Source organism: Pseudonocardia benzenivorans CB1190 (assembly GCF_000196675.2).
In the GTDB taxonomy this organism is placed as follows: domain Bacteria; phylum Actinomycetota; class Actinomycetes; order Mycobacteriales; family Pseudonocardiaceae; genus Pseudonocardia; species Pseudonocardia benzenivorans.
Genome location: NC_015312.1, coordinates 3,139,406 through 3,157,102 on the forward strand (window position 1 = coordinate 3,139,406; position 17,697 = coordinate 3,157,102).

At 74.7% G+C, this 17,697-nt stretch carries 15 protein-coding genes; 9 read left to right on the forward strand and 6 right to left on the reverse strand.

What is annotated here, in order from left to right; all coding sequences use genetic code 11:
* Positions 1–20 precede the first annotated feature (20 nt).
* Positions 21–851 (forward strand): SDR family oxidoreductase, encoded by an 831-nt coding sequence (locus PSED_RS14925; RefSeq protein ID WP_013675085.1) that lies wholly within the window; start codon positions 21–23, stop codon positions 849–851.
* Between the two features lie 39 nt (positions 852–890).
* Here PSED_RS14925 and PSED_RS14930 read toward each other — a convergent pair whose 3' ends face one another.
* On the reverse strand, positions 891–2,375 hold the full coding sequence (locus PSED_RS14930) for a carboxyl transferase domain-containing protein (RefSeq protein WP_013675086.1): 1,485 nt from the start codon (positions 2,373–2,375) through the stop codon (positions 891–893).
* 237 nt (positions 2,376–2,612) lie between these two features.
* Here PSED_RS14930 and PSED_RS14935 point away from each other — a divergent pair, with 237 nt between their 5' ends.
* The 5 genes from PSED_RS14935 to PSED_RS14955 all read left to right on the forward strand — a co-directional run bounded on the left by PSED_RS14935 (position 2,613) and on the right by PSED_RS14955 (position 7,653).
* Positions 2,613–4,085: an amidase gene (locus PSED_RS14935; RefSeq protein ID WP_013675087.1), complete on the forward strand. Its 1,473-nt coding sequence runs from the start codon at positions 2,613–2,615 to the stop codon at positions 4,083–4,085.
* A complete protein-coding gene (locus PSED_RS14940) occupies positions 4,082–4,873 on the forward strand; it encodes a creatininase family protein (RefSeq protein ID WP_013675088.1) in 792 nt (263 codons plus the stop codon). The genes PSED_RS14935 and PSED_RS14940 overlap by 4 nt, the downstream gene beginning before the upstream one ends.
* A gap of 238 nt (positions 4,874–5,111) precedes the next feature.
* Positions 5,112–6,197 carry an aromatic ring-hydroxylating oxygenase subunit alpha gene (locus PSED_RS14945; RefSeq protein WP_013675089.1) on the forward strand — a complete coding sequence of 362 codons (1,086 nt, stop codon included), beginning with the start codon at positions 5,112–5,114 and terminating at the stop codon, positions 6,195–6,197.
* Between the two features lie 35 nt (positions 6,198–6,232).
* Positions 6,233–6,448 (forward strand): ferredoxin, encoded by a 216-nt coding sequence (locus PSED_RS14950; protein WP_013675090.1) that lies wholly within the window; start codon positions 6,233–6,235, stop codon positions 6,446–6,448.
* 11 nt (positions 6,449–6,459) lie between these two features.
* On the forward strand, positions 6,460–7,653 hold the full coding sequence (locus PSED_RS14955; protein ID WP_013675091.1) for an NAD(P)/FAD-dependent oxidoreductase: 1,194 nt from the start codon (positions 6,460–6,462) through the stop codon (positions 7,651–7,653).
* A gap of 4 nt (positions 7,654–7,657) precedes the next feature.
* Here the strand turns inward: PSED_RS14955 and PSED_RS14960 are convergent, their stop codons facing one another.
* The 3 genes from PSED_RS14960 to PSED_RS14970 all read right to left on the reverse strand — a co-directional run bounded on the left by PSED_RS14960 (position 7,658) and on the right by PSED_RS14970 (position 12,178).
* Positions 7,658–10,336 carry a winged helix-turn-helix domain-containing protein gene (locus PSED_RS14960; protein WP_013675092.1) on the reverse strand — a complete coding sequence of 893 codons (2,679 nt, stop codon included), beginning with the start codon at positions 10,334–10,336 and terminating at the stop codon, positions 7,658–7,660.
* A gap of 94 nt (positions 10,337–10,430) precedes the next feature.
* Positions 10,431–11,390, reverse strand: coding sequence for an aldo/keto reductase (locus PSED_RS14965; protein ID WP_013675093.1), 960 nt, complete (start codon positions 11,388–11,390; stop codon positions 10,431–10,433).
* A complete protein-coding gene (locus PSED_RS14970) occupies positions 11,387–12,178 on the reverse strand; it encodes an IclR family transcriptional regulator (protein WP_013675094.1) in 792 nt (263 codons plus the stop codon). The genes PSED_RS14965 and PSED_RS14970 overlap by 4 nt, the downstream gene beginning before the upstream one ends.
* Before the next feature lie 158 nt (positions 12,179–12,336).
* Here PSED_RS14970 and dhaK point away from each other — a divergent pair, with 158 nt between their 5' ends.
* The 3 genes from dhaK to ptsP are packed head-to-tail and all read left to right on the forward strand — an operon-like array spanning position 12,337 to position 16,555.
* Positions 12,337–13,338, forward strand: coding sequence for a dihydroxyacetone kinase subunit DhaK (gene dhaK, locus PSED_RS14975; RefSeq protein WP_013675095.1), 1,002 nt, complete (start codon positions 12,337–12,339; stop codon positions 13,336–13,338).
* On the forward strand, positions 13,335–13,964 hold the full coding sequence (dhaL, locus tag PSED_RS14980; protein WP_013675096.1) for a dihydroxyacetone kinase subunit DhaL: 630 nt from the start codon (positions 13,335–13,337) through the stop codon (positions 13,962–13,964). The genes dhaK and dhaL overlap by 4 nt, the downstream gene beginning before the upstream one ends.
* A complete protein-coding gene (gene ptsP / locus PSED_RS14985; RefSeq protein WP_013675097.1) occupies positions 13,961–16,555 on the forward strand; it encodes a phosphoenolpyruvate--protein phosphotransferase in 2,595 nt (864 codons plus the stop codon). The genes dhaL and ptsP overlap by 4 nt, the downstream gene beginning before the upstream one ends.
* Positions 16,556–16,595: 40 nt before the next feature.
* Here ptsP and PSED_RS14990 read toward each other — a convergent pair whose 3' ends face one another.
* Both PSED_RS14990 and PSED_RS14995 read right to left on the reverse strand, forming a co-directional pair.
* On the reverse strand, positions 16,596–17,141 hold the full coding sequence (locus PSED_RS14990) for an NAD(P)H-dependent oxidoreductase (RefSeq protein ID WP_013675098.1): 546 nt from the start codon (positions 17,139–17,141) through the stop codon (positions 16,596–16,598).
* Positions 17,138–17,614 (reverse strand): flavin reductase family protein, encoded by a 477-nt coding sequence (locus PSED_RS14995; RefSeq protein ID WP_049803682.1) that lies wholly within the window; start codon positions 17,612–17,614, stop codon positions 17,138–17,140. Before PSED_RS14995 ends, PSED_RS14990 begins: the two co-directional genes overlap by 4 nt.
* Between the last annotated feature and the right edge of the window lie 83 nt (positions 17,615–17,697).

Here is a 17,697-nt window from a genome sequence, read left to right on the forward strand (position 1 = left end):
CGGCGGCCGGTGGCCGGCGGATGATCCTGGTGACCGCGGCCGGCGGGATGACCGGCCTCGCCGTGACCGCCGCGCTGCGGCGCCGAGGCCTGCCGGTGCGGGCGCTGGTGCGGGGCCGGCGCGCCGCCGCGGAACTGGCCGTGCTCGGTGCCGAGGTCGTGGTCGGCTCGCTGCGTGACGACGACGCGACCGCGGCCGCGCTGCGTGGCTGCGGCGCCCTGTACCTGATCTGGCCGAACTTCGACGCCGACGAGCTCGCCGGTGCGACCCGGCTCGCGCAGCGGGCCTGCGAGGCCGGGGTGGGCAGGCTCGTCTACCACTCGGTGCTGCGCCCGCAGCTGGAACGGATGCCCCACCACTGGCAGAAGCTGCGGGTGGAGGAGTTCCTCGACACCCTCGACGTGGACCGTAGGGTCGTCCAGCCCTGCGCCTACCTCGACAACGTCGGCGGGCAGCTCGACGTCGTGCGGCGGACGGGCCGCTTCCCCAGCCCGTGGGGCGTCGGGGCCCGACTGTCCTACGTCGATCTGCGCGACGTCGCCGATGCGGCCGCCGTCCTGCTCACGAGGGACGGACTCGACGGTGGCACCTTCGAACTGTGCGGGCCGCAGGCCCTCGACGCCGACGACATCGCCGCGGCCCTGGCGCGCCGGCTCGGACATGTCGTCCGCGCCGTCGACGCCCCACCCGCCGCGGCGGCGGACCACGCGGGCCGGTGCCTCGCGCTCATGTCCGACCACTACCGCGAGTTCGGGTTCACCGGGCCGCCGTTCGTGCTGGAGGCGCTGCTCGGCCGGCCCGCCCGCACGCTCGACGACTACGTCGCGACCCTCGCCGACCGGGCCGGCTGACCGCCGGTCCCGGCCGGCGCCGAGGGCGTGTTCCCGGCGTCAGGCGGGAGGCAGGGCGACGAGCCGGTGGCCCCGGGCGGCACGCCCGGTGCTGCGCAGGGCGGCGTCGCCCGTGCGCAGGTGCCGCAACTCCTCGGCGATCACGTCGGCGACGCGGCGGGCGAAAGCCGCCGGCTCGTCGGCGGCGTCCGGGAGCTCGTCGAGCACGCGGTCGACGACGCCGGCGCGGACGAGATCGGTTGCCCGGACGTGCTGCGCCTCGGTGATCTCGGGTGCGCGGGCCGGGTCACCGAAGCGGATCGTGGCAGCGCCCTCGGGCGGCAGCGGCCCGAGCCAGGCGTGCCGGGCGGCGACGACGCGGTCGGCCGGCAGCAGCGCGATCGCGGCGCCGCCGGTGCCCTGGCCGAGCAGCACCGAGAGCGTGGGTGCGGGCAGTTGCTGCAGGTCGGCGAGGCAGCGGGCGATCTCCCCGGCGAGGCCACCCCACTCCGCGGCCGGGCTGAGCTCCGCGCCGGCGGTGTCGATCACGGTGACGAACGGAAGGCCGAGCTCGCCGGCGAGCCGCATCCCGCGGCGCGCGGTGCGCAGGTCGGCGGGTGTCGGCGGCCGGGAGACGGTGCGGTCGTGGCCGGCGAGCACACAGGCCGTGCCGCCGAACCGGACGAGCGCCAGGACCAGCGCCTCGCCGCGCTCGCCCGCCCCGGTCCCGCTGAGGGGGAGCGCGTCGTCGGCGTGGCGCAGGACGGCGTGCAGCCCCGGCCGGCCCGGGTGGCGGGTCCGGCGGACGGACTCCCACGCGGGGGGCTCGGGCACCGGGCCTCGGGGCGCGGGAGCGGGGGTGGCGGCGTCGGTGGCGGGCGGTTGTGGCGCGAGCAGCGCGAGTGCGCGCGCGGCGATCCCGCGCAGCAGCGATGTCGGCAGCACCGCGTCGACGAGGCCGTGGTCGTGGAGGGCCTCAGCGGTCTGGACGCCGGCAGGGAAGGGGCGTCCGTGCAGCGCCTCGTAGACCGTCGGCCCGAGGAAGCCGATGAGGGCGCCGGGTTCGGCGACGGTGACGTGGCCGAGCGACCCCCACGAGGCGAGCACGCCACCGGTGGTCGGGTGCCGCAGATGGACGAGGTAGGGCAGGCCCGCGGCCTTGTGCGCGGTCACCGCGGCGACGATCGGCGCCATCCGCACGAATGCGGGCGTCCCCTCCTGCATCCGGGTTCCGCCGGAGGCCGCGGAGGCGAGCAGCGGGAGCCGGGCGGCGGTGGCCCTCTCGACGGCGGCGACGATCCGGTTCGCCGCCGTCGCACCGATCGAGCCGCCGAGGAACCCGTACTCGCTGCAGACGACGGCGACCGCCCGCCCGGCGATCCGGCCCTGACCGGTGACGATCGACTCGTCGGTACCGGCGCGCCGGGCGGCGGCCGTGAGCGCGGCGCGGTAGGCGTCGTCGGCGACCGGCGGTGGCGGAGCGTCCCAGCCGACGAAGCTGCCGGCGTCGAGCACCGCGGCGATCAGGGACGCGGACCCGGGCATCACCCGGCCCTCCTCGGCGTCCGGGCGATCGTGGGGCGAACGACCGCTCGGCGGGACGTGCCGGGACGCGCTGTGGCCATCGCTGATCGTCTCCTCGGTCCGGCGGTGGGGGACCTCCGACGGCGTTGACGGTCGGCGGCGCCACCTGCTTGACTGTCCGCGAGAAGGATGACATATCCGATCAGCGGACAGGAGAGGGCTTATGTCACACCCGCTTCGCAACTCAGGACCTCCACCGTGACGGCCGACGAGCTGTGCTTCCTGACCGCTCGGGAGATGGCCGACCTCGTCCGCACCGGGCAGGTGTCGGCGGTCGAGCTGGTCCGGGCGCACCTGGACCGGATCGACGCGGTGAACCCGGCCGTCAACGCGATCGTGACCCTCGTGCCGGAGCAGGCGCTGGCCGACGCCGCCCGGGCCGACGAGGCCCGCAGCGCCGGCCGCCCGCTCGGGCCGTTGCACGGGATACCGGTGGCGCACAAGGACACCCACCGCACGGCCGGTATCCGCACCACCTACGGCTCGCGCATCTTCGCCGACCACGTCCCCGACGACGACGAGCTCGTCGTCACCCGCATCCGGGCAGCGGGCGCGATCACGATCGGCAAGACCAACGTCCCCGAGTTCGCGGCCGGGTCGCACACGTACAACGAGGTGTTCGGACTCACGCGCAACCCCTACGCGCTCGACCGGTCGGCGGGCGGCAGCTCCGGCGGGGCGGCCGCGGCGCTGGCCTGCGGGATGCAGCCGCTGGCCGACGGGAACGACATGGGCGGTTCGCTGCGCAACCCGGCGTCGTTCTGCAACGTCGTGGGCCTGCGACCGACGGCCGGACGGGTGCCCCAGTACCCGTCGGTGCTGCCGTGGTCGAGCCTGACCGTTCCCGGCCCGATGGCCCGCTCGGTCGACGACCTCGCGCTGCTGCTGTCGGTGATCGCCGGGCCGGACCCGCGGTGCCCGATCAGCCTGGCCGACGACCCCCGAACGCTCGACGGCCCGCTCGAGGTCGACCTGCACGGGGTGCGGGTGGCGTGGGCGCCGGACCTCGGCGGCGCGGTGGCGCTCGATCCGGCCGTCGCGGACGTGCTCGCACGACAGGTGGGCGTCCTCGAAGGCCTCGGCTGTGTGGTCGTCGAGGACCACCCCGACCTGTCGGGCGCCGACGAGGTGTTCCGCACCCTGCGCGCGTGGCAGTTCCAGCTGGCCTACGGCGAGCTGCTCGACGCGCACCGGGACCTGGTCAAGCCGAGCCTGGCTGCCAACATCGAGGCCGGCCGTGAGCTGCGTGCCGAGGACGTCGCCCGCGCCGAAGGCATGCGCGGTGAGCTGTGGGAGCGGATGCACGCGTTCTTCGCCGGCTACGACGTCCTCGTCGCCGCGGTCAGCCCCGTGCCCCCGTTCGACGCCCGGCTCGAGTACCCCTGCCTCCCGGCGGCCGGCGACGGCGGCGCGGCGGGCGGGGCCGGCTACCTCGACTGGATGCGCCTCGCCTACTGGATCAGTGCGACGGGATGCCCGGCGTTGTCGGTACCGGCCGGCTTCTCCGGCGACGGGCTGCCCGTCGGCATGCAGATCGTCGGCCCGCCCGGCGCCGACCGGCGGGTCCTCGAGATCGGCCACATGTTCGAGACGTCCACCGGGCACGGCCGCCGGCGGCCGCCCGTCGTCGACGCGACGGCTGCGGCCGTCGCGGGAGGAGAGTCCCGATGAAGATCGCCCACATGAGCTGGCGGCAGGTCCAGGAGGCCATCGACCGCGAGGCGCTGGTCATCCTGCCCACCGGTGCCACCGAGGCGCACGGGGCGCACATGCCCAACGACGCCGACACCCACCAGGCCGAGCACGTCGCGACGCTGGTGGCGGAGCGGCTCGGTGCCGTCGTCGCCCCGCCGCTGCCGTACGGGATCTCGAAGACCTTCGAGTCGTTCACCGGCACGATCTCGCTGTCGGTGCCGCTCTACCAGGAGCTGGTCTACGAGGTCGGGACGGCGCTGATCAAACAGGGGTTCCGCAGGCTGCTGATCCTCAACGGGAACCGGCCCAACGGCACCGCGAACGACGCGGTGGCCCGGCGGCTGATCGACGACCTCGACACGACCTACGCCCCGACGGTGACCGCCGTCAGCTACTGGGAACCGGCGGCGGCCCGGATCCACGCGCTGCGCCGGTCGGAGGTCGGCGGCATGGGCCACGGCTGCGAGTTCGAGACGTCGTTCCAGCTCGCCGTCCGTCCCGAGCTCGTCGACATGGCCGCGATCGAAGGGGTGGCGACGCCGCTCGTCGGCTGGGATCTCGTCGCTCCGGTCACGCCGTCGCGGACGTACACGACGCGGCCGAGCCCCGCGACCAACGACACCTCGATCTTCGGCGACCCGCACGTGGCGTCCGCGGAGAGCGGCCGCGCGTTCCTCGACGCGGTCGTCGACGAGCTCGTCGCGATGATGACCGACATCCGGCCGTCCTACGCCGACCGACGGGTGCCCGCCGGTACGCCGTAGCGGGAGGCGTCCACGCATCGCGGGCCGCGGCCGACCAGCCGCCGCGGCCCGCGTCGGCATGTCCGGACCCGTTCGCGCGCAGACGGTTCTCGGGCGAAGGGTCACCCGTCACGGGTGAGGGGGACCGGCCCGGGGGATCACCCGCCACGTGTGTCGACTCGATCTTCGCGACGTCCGACACTGCGAAGGCAGCCGGACACGACGCCCCACCTCACCGCCGAGAAAGGGACCTCCCACCATGACGCTCACCGACCTCCCGGACGAGTCGGCGTTCACCTCGCGGGTCAACGAGTTCAACGCCGACGGCGAGGCGCGGATCTACCGCTCCCTGCGGCACTTCTGGCATCCCGTCGCCTACGCCGAGGATCTCGGGGACACCCCGATCCGGGCGACGCTCATGGGGCAGCAGCTGGTCGTCGTACGGTTGGACGGCGAGGTCTGCGTGTTCGACGACCTGTGCGCGCACCGCGGGTCGGCGCTGTCGATCGGCGCGGTGATCGGCGGCCGTGAGCTGCAGTGCCCGTACCACGGTTGGCAGTACGACAGCAGCGGCCGGTGCACCCTCGCGCCCCAGCGCCCCGACCTCGCGGGCCACCTGCGGGCGGGCGTGCACAAGTACCTGTCGGCAGAACGCTACGGGCTGATCTGGGCCTGCCTGGTCGACGAGCCGTACTACCCGTTGCCGGAGTACCCGCAGTTCGACGACCCCGGATTGCACCACATCGCGTGCCGGCCGCTGACCGACTGGGAGTGCAGCGCGCCGCGCCGGGTCGAGAACTACACCGACTATTCCCACTTCGCGATCCTGCACGACGGCTATCTCGGCGACGCGACGCAGCCGGCGGTGCCGGGCCACGACGTCTGGCGCGACGAGAACCGTCTCGAGAACCTGCAGGACAAGAAGACGTTGGTGCGGGTACCGGTCGACTCGGCGGCGTGGGGCGGCAAGGACCTGCCCGAGGACCCCTACGTCTACTTCTCGATCGACTGGCGGGTCTTCATGCCGCTGACCTGCATGCTCAACATCGTCTTCTCCGACGGCAACAAGTACAACCTGCTGTTCCACCCGACGCCACTGGGGCCGCGCAGCATCCGCAACTTCACCATCGCCGGTCGCGACTTCGGCGACCCGGCCAAGGCCGACGAGGAGCTGGGCGGGTTCGTCCACTTCATCTACGAGCAGGACCGGCCCGTCGTCGAATCGCAACGCCCCGAGGAGCTCCCCGAGGACCTGTCGGAGGAGATGCACCTCAAGGGTGTCGACAAGTACTCCATCGAGTACCGCCGCTGGTTGTTCGAGCTCGCCGAGAAGCTCGGCAGCTGAGCCCGCACGGACCGAAGTACGGACGAGGAGGAGCCATGGCGGACGTGACGATCGACTGGGACCGGTGCATCCACTCGGGGATGTGCACCACGATCGCGGGGAACGTGTTCGGGATGGGACCCGATGCGCGGTTGGTGGTGCTGCACCCGACCGTCACCGGTGCCGACCTCGACAGCGTGCACGACGCCGCGGCGTGCTGTCCGGTCGACGCCATCGCCATCGCCGTCGACGTCGTCGCCGCGGACGGCTGAGGGCGGACGGGATGCGGACGCGGCGGGTGGTCGTCGCCGGCGGGGGACTGGCGGCGGTACGGGTGACGGAGTTCCTCAGGCGGCGGGGCTTCGACGGGGCGGTCGTCGTGCTCGGTGACGAGCCGCATCTGCCCTACGACCGCCCGCCGCTGTCCAAGGACGTCCTGACCGGGAAGTCCCGGCCGCAGGACGTCACGTTCAAGGACGGGCAGGCCTTCGCCGACCTCGACGTCGAGCTGCGCACGGGCTGCGCGGTCCTCGGGCTCGATCCCGTGCGCGGCGTCGTCGAGACCGTGGCGGGTCGCGTCCCCTACGACGACCTGGTCGTCTGCACGGGCGCACGCCCGCGGCCGGTCCCGTGGCAGACCCCGCCGGAGGGCGTGCTCGTGTTGCGGACCGTCGACGACGCGGTGGCGATCCGCGCGGAGCTCGAACGGCGCCCGACCGTCGTCGTCGCGGGCGCCGGGTTCGTGGGTGCCGAGGTGGCCTCCAGCGCGCGGGCGCTGGGGCTCGACGTCACCGTCGTCGAGGTGCAGCCCACGCCGCTCGCGCGGGCCGTGGGGCCGCTGGTGGCCGCGGCGTTCGTGTCGATGCACCGCGCCAACGGCACCGACCTGAGGTGCGGGGTCGCCGTCGCCGAGGTCCTCGGCCGCGAGCGGGTCGAGGCGGTCCGGCTCACCGACGGCAGTGTGCTCCCGTGCGACCTGCTCGTCGCCGGGCTCGGCGTGGTGCCCAACGTCGAGTGGCTCGCGGGGTCGGGCCTGCGCGTCGACGACGGCGTGGTCTGCGACGGCCAGCTGTGCGCGGGCCCGTCGAACGTCCACGCCGCCGGCGACGTCGCGCGCTGGACCGACCCGCGGACCGGGCGGTCGGCGCGGGGTCAACAGTGGATGGTCGCGGTCGAGCAGGCCCGCCACGTCGCGAACCGGCTCACCGGCGGTGCGCCCGCCCCGTTCACCACCGGCCGGTACTTCTGGACGCACCAGTACGGCCACCACTTCCAGTTCGCCGGCGACGCGGGCGCCCGGGAGGTCCGCGTGCTGTGCGGTGCGCTGGAGGCCGACGAGTTCGTGGTCGGCTACGGCGACGGCGGCCGTCTGGTCGGGGTGCTGGCCAAGAACCGGTCGGCCGCGTTCGTCCGCGCCAAGACGGCGATGGACCGGGGTGTCGCGTGGGACGACGTCCACGCGACGGTCCTCGGCTGACCCGTCACATCCGGCCGGGGCCGGGCCGCACGATGCCCAGCTCGACACCTCGGGCCACCGCCTGCCGTCGGCTGCTCACACCGAGCTTGCGGTAGATGCTCTTCAGGTGGGTCTTCACGGTGTTGACCGACACGAACATCTCGGCGCCGATCTCGGCGGCGGTGAGCATCGCCGCGAGGTGGCCGAGGACCTCGACCTCCCGGTCGGAGAGCACCTCGGCGCCGGGGCCGGCCGCCCCGGTCACGGGCGCGTCGTCGGCCCCGAGCAGATCCGCCACGAACCGCCGGTGCGCCGGGCAGCCGCGGTGGGCCTCGAGCAGCGTCCGTGCCTCCCCGAACTGCAGGAACGGCTGCCGGTAGTGGCCGGGCAGCGCGAGGTCGAGGGCCTCCTCCAGGATGCGGTCGGCGTCGTCGGGACGGCGCAGCTCGGCGGTCAGGACCGCCGACAGCACGCGTGCCTGCAGGTGCTGGTCCAGGAACCCGCTCCCCGTGCCGCCGGGTGCCGACTCCACGACGACCAGTGCCGCGGCGGCGTCGCCGCGGGCCCACGCCAGTTCGGCCTCGGCGACGGCGAGGCTCACCGACGGTTGCCCGTCGCGGTGCGCGGCGAGGCGGCGGTCCGCCTCATCCAGCCGGCCCGTCGCGACCAGGAGCCGGACGACCTCGGCCTGGATGTAGGAGCGGAAGACGAAGCGGTCGATGACGTCGCCGAGGTCGCGCTCCGCGGTGGTCAGGAGCGCGAGCGCGGCGTCGTGGTTGCGGCGCAACGACTGCACCAGACCCTGCACCATGTGGATCACGGCGAGGAGGGCGGCGTCACCGCTCGGCGCGGCCAGCTCGGCCCGGTCGAGGTACAGGTCGGCCTCGTCGAGCCGGTTCCACAGGAAGTGCGCCCAGCCCAGGGCGTGCCACGTGACGGCCATCTGCGGCGTCGCGCCCCAGCCGCGCCGCTGTGCGAGCGCGACGGCCTCCTGCGCCGCGTCGACGGCCTCCACGGGCCGGTCCTGTGCCGTCAGTACCACGGCGAGCTGGCTCAGGAAACCCGTGACCAGGTAGTCGTGGCCGGTCGTCCGCGCGATCCGCAGGCCCTCGCGCAGGATCTCCTGCGCCGCGGCACGTCGGCCCGTGAAGTACTCGCATACGCCGAGACCGAGCAGGGCCATGGCCCGCAACGGGTCGTCGACCTCGAGGGCGGGTGACGACAGCACCGCCTCGCCCGCGTGCCGCGCCCCGTTGATGTCGCCGCCGAGCTGGGCCAGCCGGAGCCGCACTGTTGCTGCCACCGCCGCGGCCCGGGCCCGGTCGGCGCCGTCGAGACGGTGGATCAGTCGCTCCCCGGTCTCGACATCGGCCAGCGCGCGTCGGTGGCGCCCTGACTCCAGATGGAGGACCGCCCGCACGAGGACGAGCTCGGCGTCGGCCGACACGGTGTCGCGGGGGAGCAGGTCCAGCACTCGGTTGAGAGTTGTCAGCTCACCGTCGAGCACCAGGCGCAGCCATACCCGGCCGAGGGCGAGCCGTGCCGTAGCGAGATCGCCGCCGTCGACGGCGTGCCGGACCGCAGCCACCGCGTCGCCGTGCTCGAGGTGCCAGCGTGCCGCGGTGCGGTGCTGGGCCCGCATGCGCTGCGGGTCCTCGCGTCGCAGCGTCGAGCGGAGAGTCTCGGCGAAGAGCTGGTGATAGCGGTACCAGGGACGACGTCCCTGGATCCCGATGAACGTGTTCGTTCTGGCCATCGTCTCGAGCAGCTGCTCGGAGTCGTTCCGGCCGGTCAGTGCGTCGGCCAGGTCGGCCGTCAGCGCGTCGGTCACGCACGTGTGGAGCAGGAACTCGCGTGTCGCAGGGTCCTGCCGGTCGAAGACCTCGGTGCCGAAGTACTCGGCGACGACCGACTCCTCCCCGGTCAGGTCCGTCAGCGCGGCCGTCGCGCCGACGGTCCCGGACATCGCCAGCTGCGCAAGCCGCACGCCCGCGGGCCAGCCCTCCGTTCGTTGCAGCAGCCTCGCGGTGTCCTCAGGCTCGACGGAGTGGCCGGCGCCGTCGAGGACCGTCGTGAGCTCGGTGTCCGTGAAACCGAGCGCGGCCGCGTTGATCTCCAGGACCTCGTCCAGGACGCGCATGCGTCCTAGCGGTATGCCGGGCAGGAACCGTCCCGACAGGACGAGCCGAAAGTTCGGGGGCGTGTGTCCGACCAGGTAGGTGAGCCCGGCCGGGATGCTCGGCTCGGTGATCTCGTGCACGTCGTCGATCACGAGGCAGACCTGCTCGGGGAGGGCGGCCAGTACGTCGATCATCTCGGCGACGAATCGCACGTCGTTCGATGTGGCCCGGGTCGGGCGTAGCGTCGGGAGTGCGTGGTCGGGAGGCAGCGCCAGCGCGTGCGTAACTGTCCTGATCACCTGCGACCAGAACCGGACCGGGTCGTCGTCCTCCTGGTCGACCGACAACCACGCGACGACACTGTCGTCGGCGCGCTCGGCCAGCCAGGTCGACAGCAGGGTGGTCTTGCCCCAACCGGCCGGCGCCACGACCGTCACCAGCGGGTAGCGGCTCCCGTCGTCGAGGAGGCGGAACAGTCGCGGTCGCGCCACCACGACGCCGCGCTGCGTCGGGACGACGATCTTGCGCGCGATCAACGCGTCGGTCGTCAGCGGATCGACCTGCCGGTGCGCCGCGTCGCGCATGGCTGCTCCTGGGAGGGGGTGCACGTGCCGCAGCGAGGTTCGAGGCCCGAACCTTATCCGATCGCCGGCGGATGTTCTGCGGATCCGGTACGTCCTAGGTCCAGGACCGCGCCGACCGGGTCGCCCAGTACTCCTCGGCCGGGACGGCCAGGGCCGCGAGCTCCTCGAGGATCGACGTGTCGACGGCGCGCAGGTCGACGTTGGCCGCCGCGGCGTTGCTGCGCAGCTGCTGCGGGTCGACGGCGCCGGAGAGCACGCGCCACGCCCACGGGCGGGCCAGCGCCACGGCGATCGCGAGCCGGTCGATCGGGACGCCGGCCTTGTCCGCGAGCGCCGCCGCCCGCGCCGCGCCGGGGGAGCCGTCCTGACCGCCGGGGGCCAGCAGGCCGTTGGCGACCGGCTCCTTGACGATCACCCGGGCGCCCGTCGCCGCGGCCTCGGCCAGTGCCGGGGCGGCCGAGGGCTCGAGCACGTTCCACGTCGCCTGGATCGAGGTGAACAGCGGGCGCCCGCCGACCTGGATCTCCAGGGCGCGGCGGATCGTCTCGGCCTGTCGCGGGCCCGACGTCGAGATGCCGACGCGGACGCCCTCGTCGCGCAGCACGGCGAGCCTGGCGTGCAGGTCGGTGAGCTCCAGGACGCCGGTCTCCAGGGTGGCCGAGTGCACGTGGTAGACGGCGAGCCGCTCGCCCAGCAGCGCGCGGGTCTGCGCGATCTGCTCGGTGAACGCGCCGAGGGAATGGTCCTTGACCTCGTGGACGGGCGCGTCCGTGCGCCACTCGCCGACGTAGCGGTAGCCCCACTTGGAGCCGACCTCGACCGGCGCGCCGGGGTGGGCGTCGAGCCAGCCCGCGAGGAACTCCTCGGCACGGCCGTAGGACCGGGCGACGTCGACGTAGTCGATCCCGGCCGCGACGGCCGCGTCGAGCACCGCCCACGTCCGCGCGCGCAGCGCGTCGACGCTGCGGTCGGCGCCGAGGTCGTGGTCGCGACCCGAGGTGATGTAGGCCGGGCGCGCGACGGCGGCGAGCCCGATCCCGAGCCGGGCGGTCATGCGCTCGCCGCCGGCCGGTCGCGCACCACGGGCGGCCACGACGGTGCGCCGAGCTCGCGGGAGATGCTGCGGGCCGCGGCGCGCAGCGCGTCGGTCGCCCCGGGGCCGACGGGCCACTCGGTCTGCGGGACGACGAGCCCGATCGCGCCCGCGATGGTGCCGCTGTGGTCGGCGACCGGCGCGGCGAGCCCGTACTCGCCGAGCACGGCCTCCTCGGCCTCGGTGGCCAGCCCCACGCGGCGGATCGCGGCGAGCTCGGTACGCAGCCGGGCGGGGTCGGTGATCGTCTCGCCCGTCATGCTGCGCAACGGCTCGCCGGCCGTGTCGAACGCGGGCTCGCCCGCGGGGTCGAACGCCAGCAACGCCTTGCCGAGCGCGCACGCGTGCGCGGGAACCACGATCCCCACCTCGTTCATCTGCCTGCCGCCGCCCGGTCGCGGCTCGTGGGCGACGACGATGACGTCGCCACCCGGTCCGGCCAGCAGCACGGCGGTCCGCACGGCCATCCCCGTCCGCGCGGCGAGGTCCTCCGCCCACGGTACCGACCGCGAGCGCAGCTCCAGGGTGTCGAGGTAGACGTTGCCCAGCCGTAGCGTCGCCGGGCCCAGCCGGTAGCGGCCGGAGTCGCGCTCCTGGGCGATCATCCCGTGGTCGAGCAGGGTGCGGACGATGCCGTGCACCGTCGACGGCGCCAGCTCCAGCTGCGCGGCGAGCTCGCCGAGGCCCATCCGCCGGGCGCCCTGCAGGGCCGTGAGGATGCGGACGGCGCGGTCCACGGACTGGATCACGCGGGCCTCCCGCCACGTCGCCGGGCTCGTCGGGTCGGAGTCTTGCCCCGCACCACGGGTGAGCGTACCTTCCGATGGACGTTCGGCATAGTCGAAATGCGTTCAGCTCGACCTGCACGTGCCGTCAGGATCCGGTCGCGCCCAACGGAGGGCTCACGATGAAGAAGCTCATCAACGATCCGGCCGACGTCGTCGCCGAGGCGCTGCGCGGCATGGATGCCGCCCACCCCGAGCTGCGCGTGGACCACGCGAACCGGATCGTCTACCGCGCCGACGCGCCCGTGCAGGGCAAGGTCGGGCTGATCTCGGGCGGTGGCTCCGGCCACGAGCCGATGCACGGCGGGTTCGTCGGTCCCGGCATGCTCGACGCCGCGTGCGCGGGAGAGGTCTTCACCTCCCCGGTGCCCGACCAGATGGTCGAGGCCACCAAGAACGTCGACGGCGGCGCCGGCGTCCTGCACATCGTCAAGAACTACACCGGCGACGTGATGAACTTCGAGATGGCCGCGGAGCTGGCGGCCGCCGAGACCGGCGTCGACGTGCTCTCGGTGGTCACCGACGACGACGTCGCCGTCCAGGACAGCCTCTACACCGCGGGCCGCCGCGGCGTCGGCGTGACGGTGCTGCTGGAGAAGATCGTCGGTGCCGCCGCCGACGAGGGACGCGACCTCGCGGCCGTGGCGGCGGTGGCGCGCAAGGTCAACGGCCAGGGCCGCAGCATGGGCATGGCGCTCACGTCCTGCACCGTGCCGGCCGCGGGACAGCCGACGTTCGACCTGCCCGACGACCAGATGGAGATCGGCATCGGCATCCACGGCGAGCCCGGCCGACGCCGGGTCCCCGTCGCGCCCGCCCGCGAGATCGCCGCGATGCTCGTCGAGCCCGTGCTGGCCGACCTCGACTTCACCGGCCCCGACGGCGTCATCTGCTTCGTCAACGGCATGGGCGGCACGCCGCTGCTGGAGCTGTACCTGATGTACAACGAGGTCGCCGCCCTGCTCGACAAGGCGGGGGTGCGGATCGCGCGGTCGCTGGTCGGCCCGTACATCACGAGCCTGGAGATGGCGGGCTGCTCGGTCACGCTGCTCAGGTGCGACGACGAGCTGATCCGGCTGTGGGACGCGCCGGTCAGGACTCCTGGACTCCGGTGGGGGGCATGAGCGCGACACTCGACCAGCTCACGGACTGGGTACGGCGGTTCGCGGCCGAGGTGCACGAGCACCGCGACGAGCTGACCCGGCTCGACGCCGCGATCGGCGACGCCGACCACGGTTCCAACCTCGACCGCGGGATGACGGCCGTCGTCGCGGCACTCGACGCCGAGCCGCAGCCCTCCGCGGCGGCGCTGTTCAAGAAGGTCGGGATGACGCTGGTCAGCACAGTCGGCGGCGCGAGCGGCCCGCTGTACGGGACGCTGTTCCTGCGGGTCGCGACGTCGGCGGGCGAGGTCACCGAGCTCGACGGGCCCGCCTTCGCCAAGGCGCTGCGGGCCGGGCTCGAGGGGGTCGTCGCGCGCGGCAAGGCCGAGGCCGGCGACAAGACCATGTACGACGCGCTGAGTCCCGCCGTCGACGCGCTCGACGCGGCGCTGGCCGACGGCGACCCGCTCGCCGAGGCCCTGCGCGCGGCGGCGGCCGCCGCAGCAGCAGGGCGGGACGCGACGATCCCGCTCGTCGCCCGCAAGGGCCGGGCGAGCTACCTCGGCGAACGCAGTGCGGGACACCAGGATCCGGGAGCCACCTCGGTCACGATGCTCGTGGCCGCCGCGGCCGACGCACTGGCGTGACCGCTCCCGCCGAGAGCCGCGGGCCCGTCGACGGCGGCGAGGCCGTCGCCGTCGTGGGGATCGTCGTCGTGTCCCACAGCCGGGTGCTGGCCGACGCGGCCGTCGGGCTCGCCCGCGAGATGGTGCACGACGGCGGCCCACGGATCGAGGTGGCCGCCGGTCTCGACGACACGACGTTCGGCACCGACGCCGCCGCCATCATGACCGCGATCGAGGCGGCTGACGAGGGCGCCGGGGTGGTCGTGCTGATGGACCTCGGCAGCGCGGTGCTCTCCGCGGAGCTCGCGGTGGAGATGCTCGACCCGGACCGCGCCGAGCGCGTGCTGCTCTGTGCGGCACCGCTGGTCGAGGGGCTGGTGGCCGCCGTCGTCACTGCGGCCGGGGGTGCCGACCGGGCGGGGGTCGCGGCCGAGGCGTCCGGTGCGCTCGCGGCGAAGACCGCGCAGCTCGGTGGCCCGGCACCGGCGCCCGGGGACGCCGGACCCGTCGCGGGCGGCCCGGTCCTGCGCCTGGTGGTCACCGACGCGCACGGCCTGCACGCACGGCCCGCGTCCCGGCTGGTCGGCGCGGTCCGTGGACTCGACGCCGACGTCCGCGCCCGCAACGCGACGACCGGCTCGGAGTGGGCCGACGTCACGAGCCTCTCGCGGCTCGCGGGGCTCGGCGTGCTCGCCGGGCAGGAGATCGAGGTCGTCGCCTCGGGGCCGGACGCGACCACCGCACTCGACCGGGTCGGTGCGGCGGCGACCGCATCCGGCCTGACGGGCCCGGCCGCGACGGCGTCGGCGCAGGCCGCGCCGCAGACGGCCCTGGCGCAGGCCGCGCCGCAGACGGCCCTGGCGCAGGCCGCGCCGCCGACGGCCCCGGCGGCGCCGGCCGTCGCCGGCCGCCCGCTCGGCGCCTCCCCGGGAGTCGTCGTCGGACCCGCGCGTCCGCTGCGGGCCCCCGCTCTCCCCAACGGCTCCGCTCTCCCCAACGGGTCCGACCTCCCCGGGGCGTCGTCACACGACCCGGAGGCCGACCGGGCCGCGCTCGACGACGCGTTGCGCGCCACCGCGTCCACGATCGAGGCCGCCCGCGCGCACACCGCCACCACGGCGGGCGCCGACGAGGCGGCGATCTTCGACGCCCACCTCGCCCTGCTCGACGACCCCGACCTGCGGGAGGCCGCGGTCGCCGGCATCGACGCCGGCGTCGGCGCGCCCCGGGCGTGGGCCGACGCGATCCGCGCGGTCGCCGAGCGGTTCGCGGCCCTGCCCGACGAGTACCAGCGCGCCCGGGCCGCCGACGTCCGGGCCGTCGGTGACCAGGTCCTGCGGGCCCTGCTCGGCGTGCCCGCGGCGGACGCGCCCGTCGCGGGCGAGGGTGTCCTCGTCGCCCGCGACCTCACCCCGGCCGACGCGGCCGCCCTCGACCCGGTGGCCGTCGTCGGGGTCGTCCTGGCGGCGGGCAGCCCGACCGCGCACGCGGCGATCCTGCTGCGGGCCAAGGGCATCCCGACGATCGTCGGGGCGGGCGACGCCGTGCTCGACATCGCGGCCGGGACGCCACTGGCCCTCGACGGCGCGACGGGTGAGCTGCTCGTCGACCCCGCGCCCCCCGACGCCGACCGGTTCCGGGACCGCGCCGCCGCGCAGGCCGTCCGCGACCGCGCGGCGCGGGCGCTGGCGCGGGAGCCGGCTGTTTCCCGCGACGGGGTGCGGGTGCTCGTCGGGGTCAACGCCGCCGGGCCCGCCGACGCCGCGGCCGCGACCGGCGCCGACCTCGCCGGGCTGGTCCGCACCGAGTTCCTGTTCCTCGGCCGCGACGCCGCACCCGGGATCGACGAGCAGGAGGCCGCCTACCGGGGGATCGCCGCCGCGCTCGGCGGTCGCCGGATCACGCTGCGGACCCTCGACGTGGGTGGGGACAAGCCGCTGCCCTACGTCGCGCAGCCCGCCGAGGCCAACCCGTTCCTCGGGCTTCGCGGCCTGCGGCTGGCGCTGCGCGCACCGGACCTGCTCGACACCCAGCTGCGCGCGATCGTCCGCACCGCGCACGCGACCCCGGTGAGCGTCATGTTCCCGATGGTCTCGACGGTCGCCGAGCTGCGCGCGGCCCGGGCGGCGCTCGACGCCGCCGTCGTCGCCGAAGGCCGCGGCACCCCGGCGGACCTGCAGGTCGGGATGATGGTCGAGGTGCCGGCCGCGGCGCTCAAGGCCGCCGCGTTCGCACCGCACGTGGACTTCCTGAGCATCGGCACCAACGACCTCACCCAGTACGCGCTGGCCACCGAACGCGGCAACGACGCGGTGGCCGGGCTCGCCGACCCGCTGGACCCCGGCGTCCTCGCGCTGGTCGCCGCGACCTGTCGCGGCGCCGGTCCCGACGTGCTCGTCGCGGTGTGCGGCGAGGCCGCCGCGGACGAGGCCGCCGCCACCGTGCTGCTGGGCCTGGGCGTGCGGGAGCTGAGCGTCGCGGCGCCCGCCGTCGCCGCGACCAAGCACACCGTCCGCGAGATCGACGTGTGCGCGGCGGCCGAGCTGGCCGCCCGCGCGCTCACCGCGCCGGACGCCGACGCGGTGCGCGCGTTGCTGTCCGAGGGCCCGTGAGCGGGGGACCCCGACGAGGCGTGGCCTGCGCGATCCGCGCTCAGACCTGCGGCGTGATCGCCTGCAGCGCCGCCGAACCGCGGACCGCCCTCGCGAGGTCGGCGAGCGCCGCCCCGTGCACCGCGGCGAGCTCCGCGGTCTCCGGCGTCAGCGTCGTGCGGTCGACGTAGCCCGCCTGCTCGACGTAGAGCCCGGGGGAGAGCACCTGGACGGCGAAGAACCCGGCGAGGACGTTGCGCAGGTCGTCGACCGCGAGGAAGTGGTGCGCGCTCGCGCCGGTGAGCACGGTCGCCGCGACCTTGCCCTGCAGGGGTTGGGTCTTCTCGCCCCAGCGGCCGCGCTCGGTGGCCTCGAGGACCTGCTTGAGCAGGGCGCTGTAGGTCGCCCGGTACACCGGGCTGCCGAACACCACGCCGTCGGCCGCCTCGAGCGCCGCGGCGACCTCGTCGGGAGCGGCCTGGCTCAGCTCGAGCAACGACGTCGTGGCGCCCGCCTTCTCGGCGCCGACGAGCACGCCCTCGACCGCCGTCGTGGTACGGCCACCGGCGTCGGGTCCGCCGACGAGGCCCAGCAGGACGGGGCTCATCGGCCACCCTCCTCGACGGCGGGGGAGACCGCGCTGTAGCCGCCCCGGTAGAACAGCAGGGGCAGCCGGGAGGCGTCGGCACCGAGGTCGTGCACCCGGGCGACGACGATCGTGTGGTCGCCACCCTCGTACTCGTGCTCGAGCGTGCAGTCGACCCACGCCGTCACGCCGTCGAGGACGGGTGCGCCCGAGGGTGCCGGGCTCCACGTGACGCCCGCGAACTTGTCGACGCCCGAGCGTGCGAACCCGGCGCTGTAGTGCTGGTGGTCCTCGGCGAGCACGTTGATGCAGAACGACGAGGTCTCCCGGATGCGGGGCCAGGTCGACGACGTCCGCGCCGGGGAGAAGTTGACCAGCGGCGGGTCGAGCGACAGCGACGCGAAGGACTGACACGTGAAGCCGATCGGTCCCTCCGGGCCGATCGCGGTGATCACGACGACGCCGGACACGAAGTGCCCCAGTACGTCGCGCATCGTCGCGGGATCCACCGGGCCGGGACGGGCCTGCGCACTCGAGAGGGAACCGGTCACACACGCAGGGTATGCACCCGGCCCAG

Bases quoted from the DNA above. Each gene is read 5' to 3' on its own strand.
- PSED_RS14930 (WP_013675086.1), bottom strand. From the start codon at position 2,375: ATGCCCGGGTCCGCGTCCCTGATCGCCGCGGTGCTCGACGCCGGCAGC.
- dhaL (WP_013675096.1), top strand. From the start codon at position 13,335: ATGAGCGCGACACTCGACCAGCTCACGGACTGGGTACGGCGGTTCGCG.
- PSED_RS14965 (WP_013675093.1), bottom strand. From the start codon at position 11,390: ATGACCGCCCGGCTCGGGATCGGGCTCGCCGCCGTCGCGCGCCCGGCC.
- PSED_RS14955 (WP_013675091.1), top strand. From the start codon at position 6,460: ATGCGGACGCGGCGGGTGGTCGTCGCCGGCGGGGGACTGGCGGCGGTA.
- PSED_RS14995 (WP_049803682.1), bottom strand. From the start codon at position 17,614: ATGCGCGACGTACTGGGGCACTTCGTGTCCGGCGTCGTCGTGATCACC.
- PSED_RS14990 (WP_013675098.1), bottom strand. From the start codon at position 17,141: ATGAGCCCCGTCCTGCTGGGCCTCGTCGGCGGACCCGACGCCGGTGGC.
- PSED_RS14945 (WP_013675089.1), top strand. From the start codon at position 5,112: ATGACGCTCACCGACCTCCCGGACGAGTCGGCGTTCACCTCGCGGGTC.
- PSED_RS14925 (WP_013675085.1), top strand. From the start codon at position 21: ATGATCCTGGTGACCGCGGCCGGCGGGATGACCGGCCTCGCCGTGACC.
- PSED_RS14940 (WP_013675088.1), top strand. From the start codon at position 4,082: ATGAAGATCGCCCACATGAGCTGGCGGCAGGTCCAGGAGGCCATCGAC.
- PSED_RS14960 (WP_013675092.1), bottom strand. From the start codon at position 10,336: ATGCGCGACGCGGCGCACCGGCAGGTCGATCCGCTGACGACCGACGCG.
- dhaK (WP_013675095.1), top strand. From the start codon at position 12,337: ATGAAGAAGCTCATCAACGATCCGGCCGACGTCGTCGCCGAGGCGCTG.
- PSED_RS14950 (WP_013675090.1), top strand. From the start codon at position 6,233: ATGGCGGACGTGACGATCGACTGGGACCGGTGCATCCACTCGGGGATG.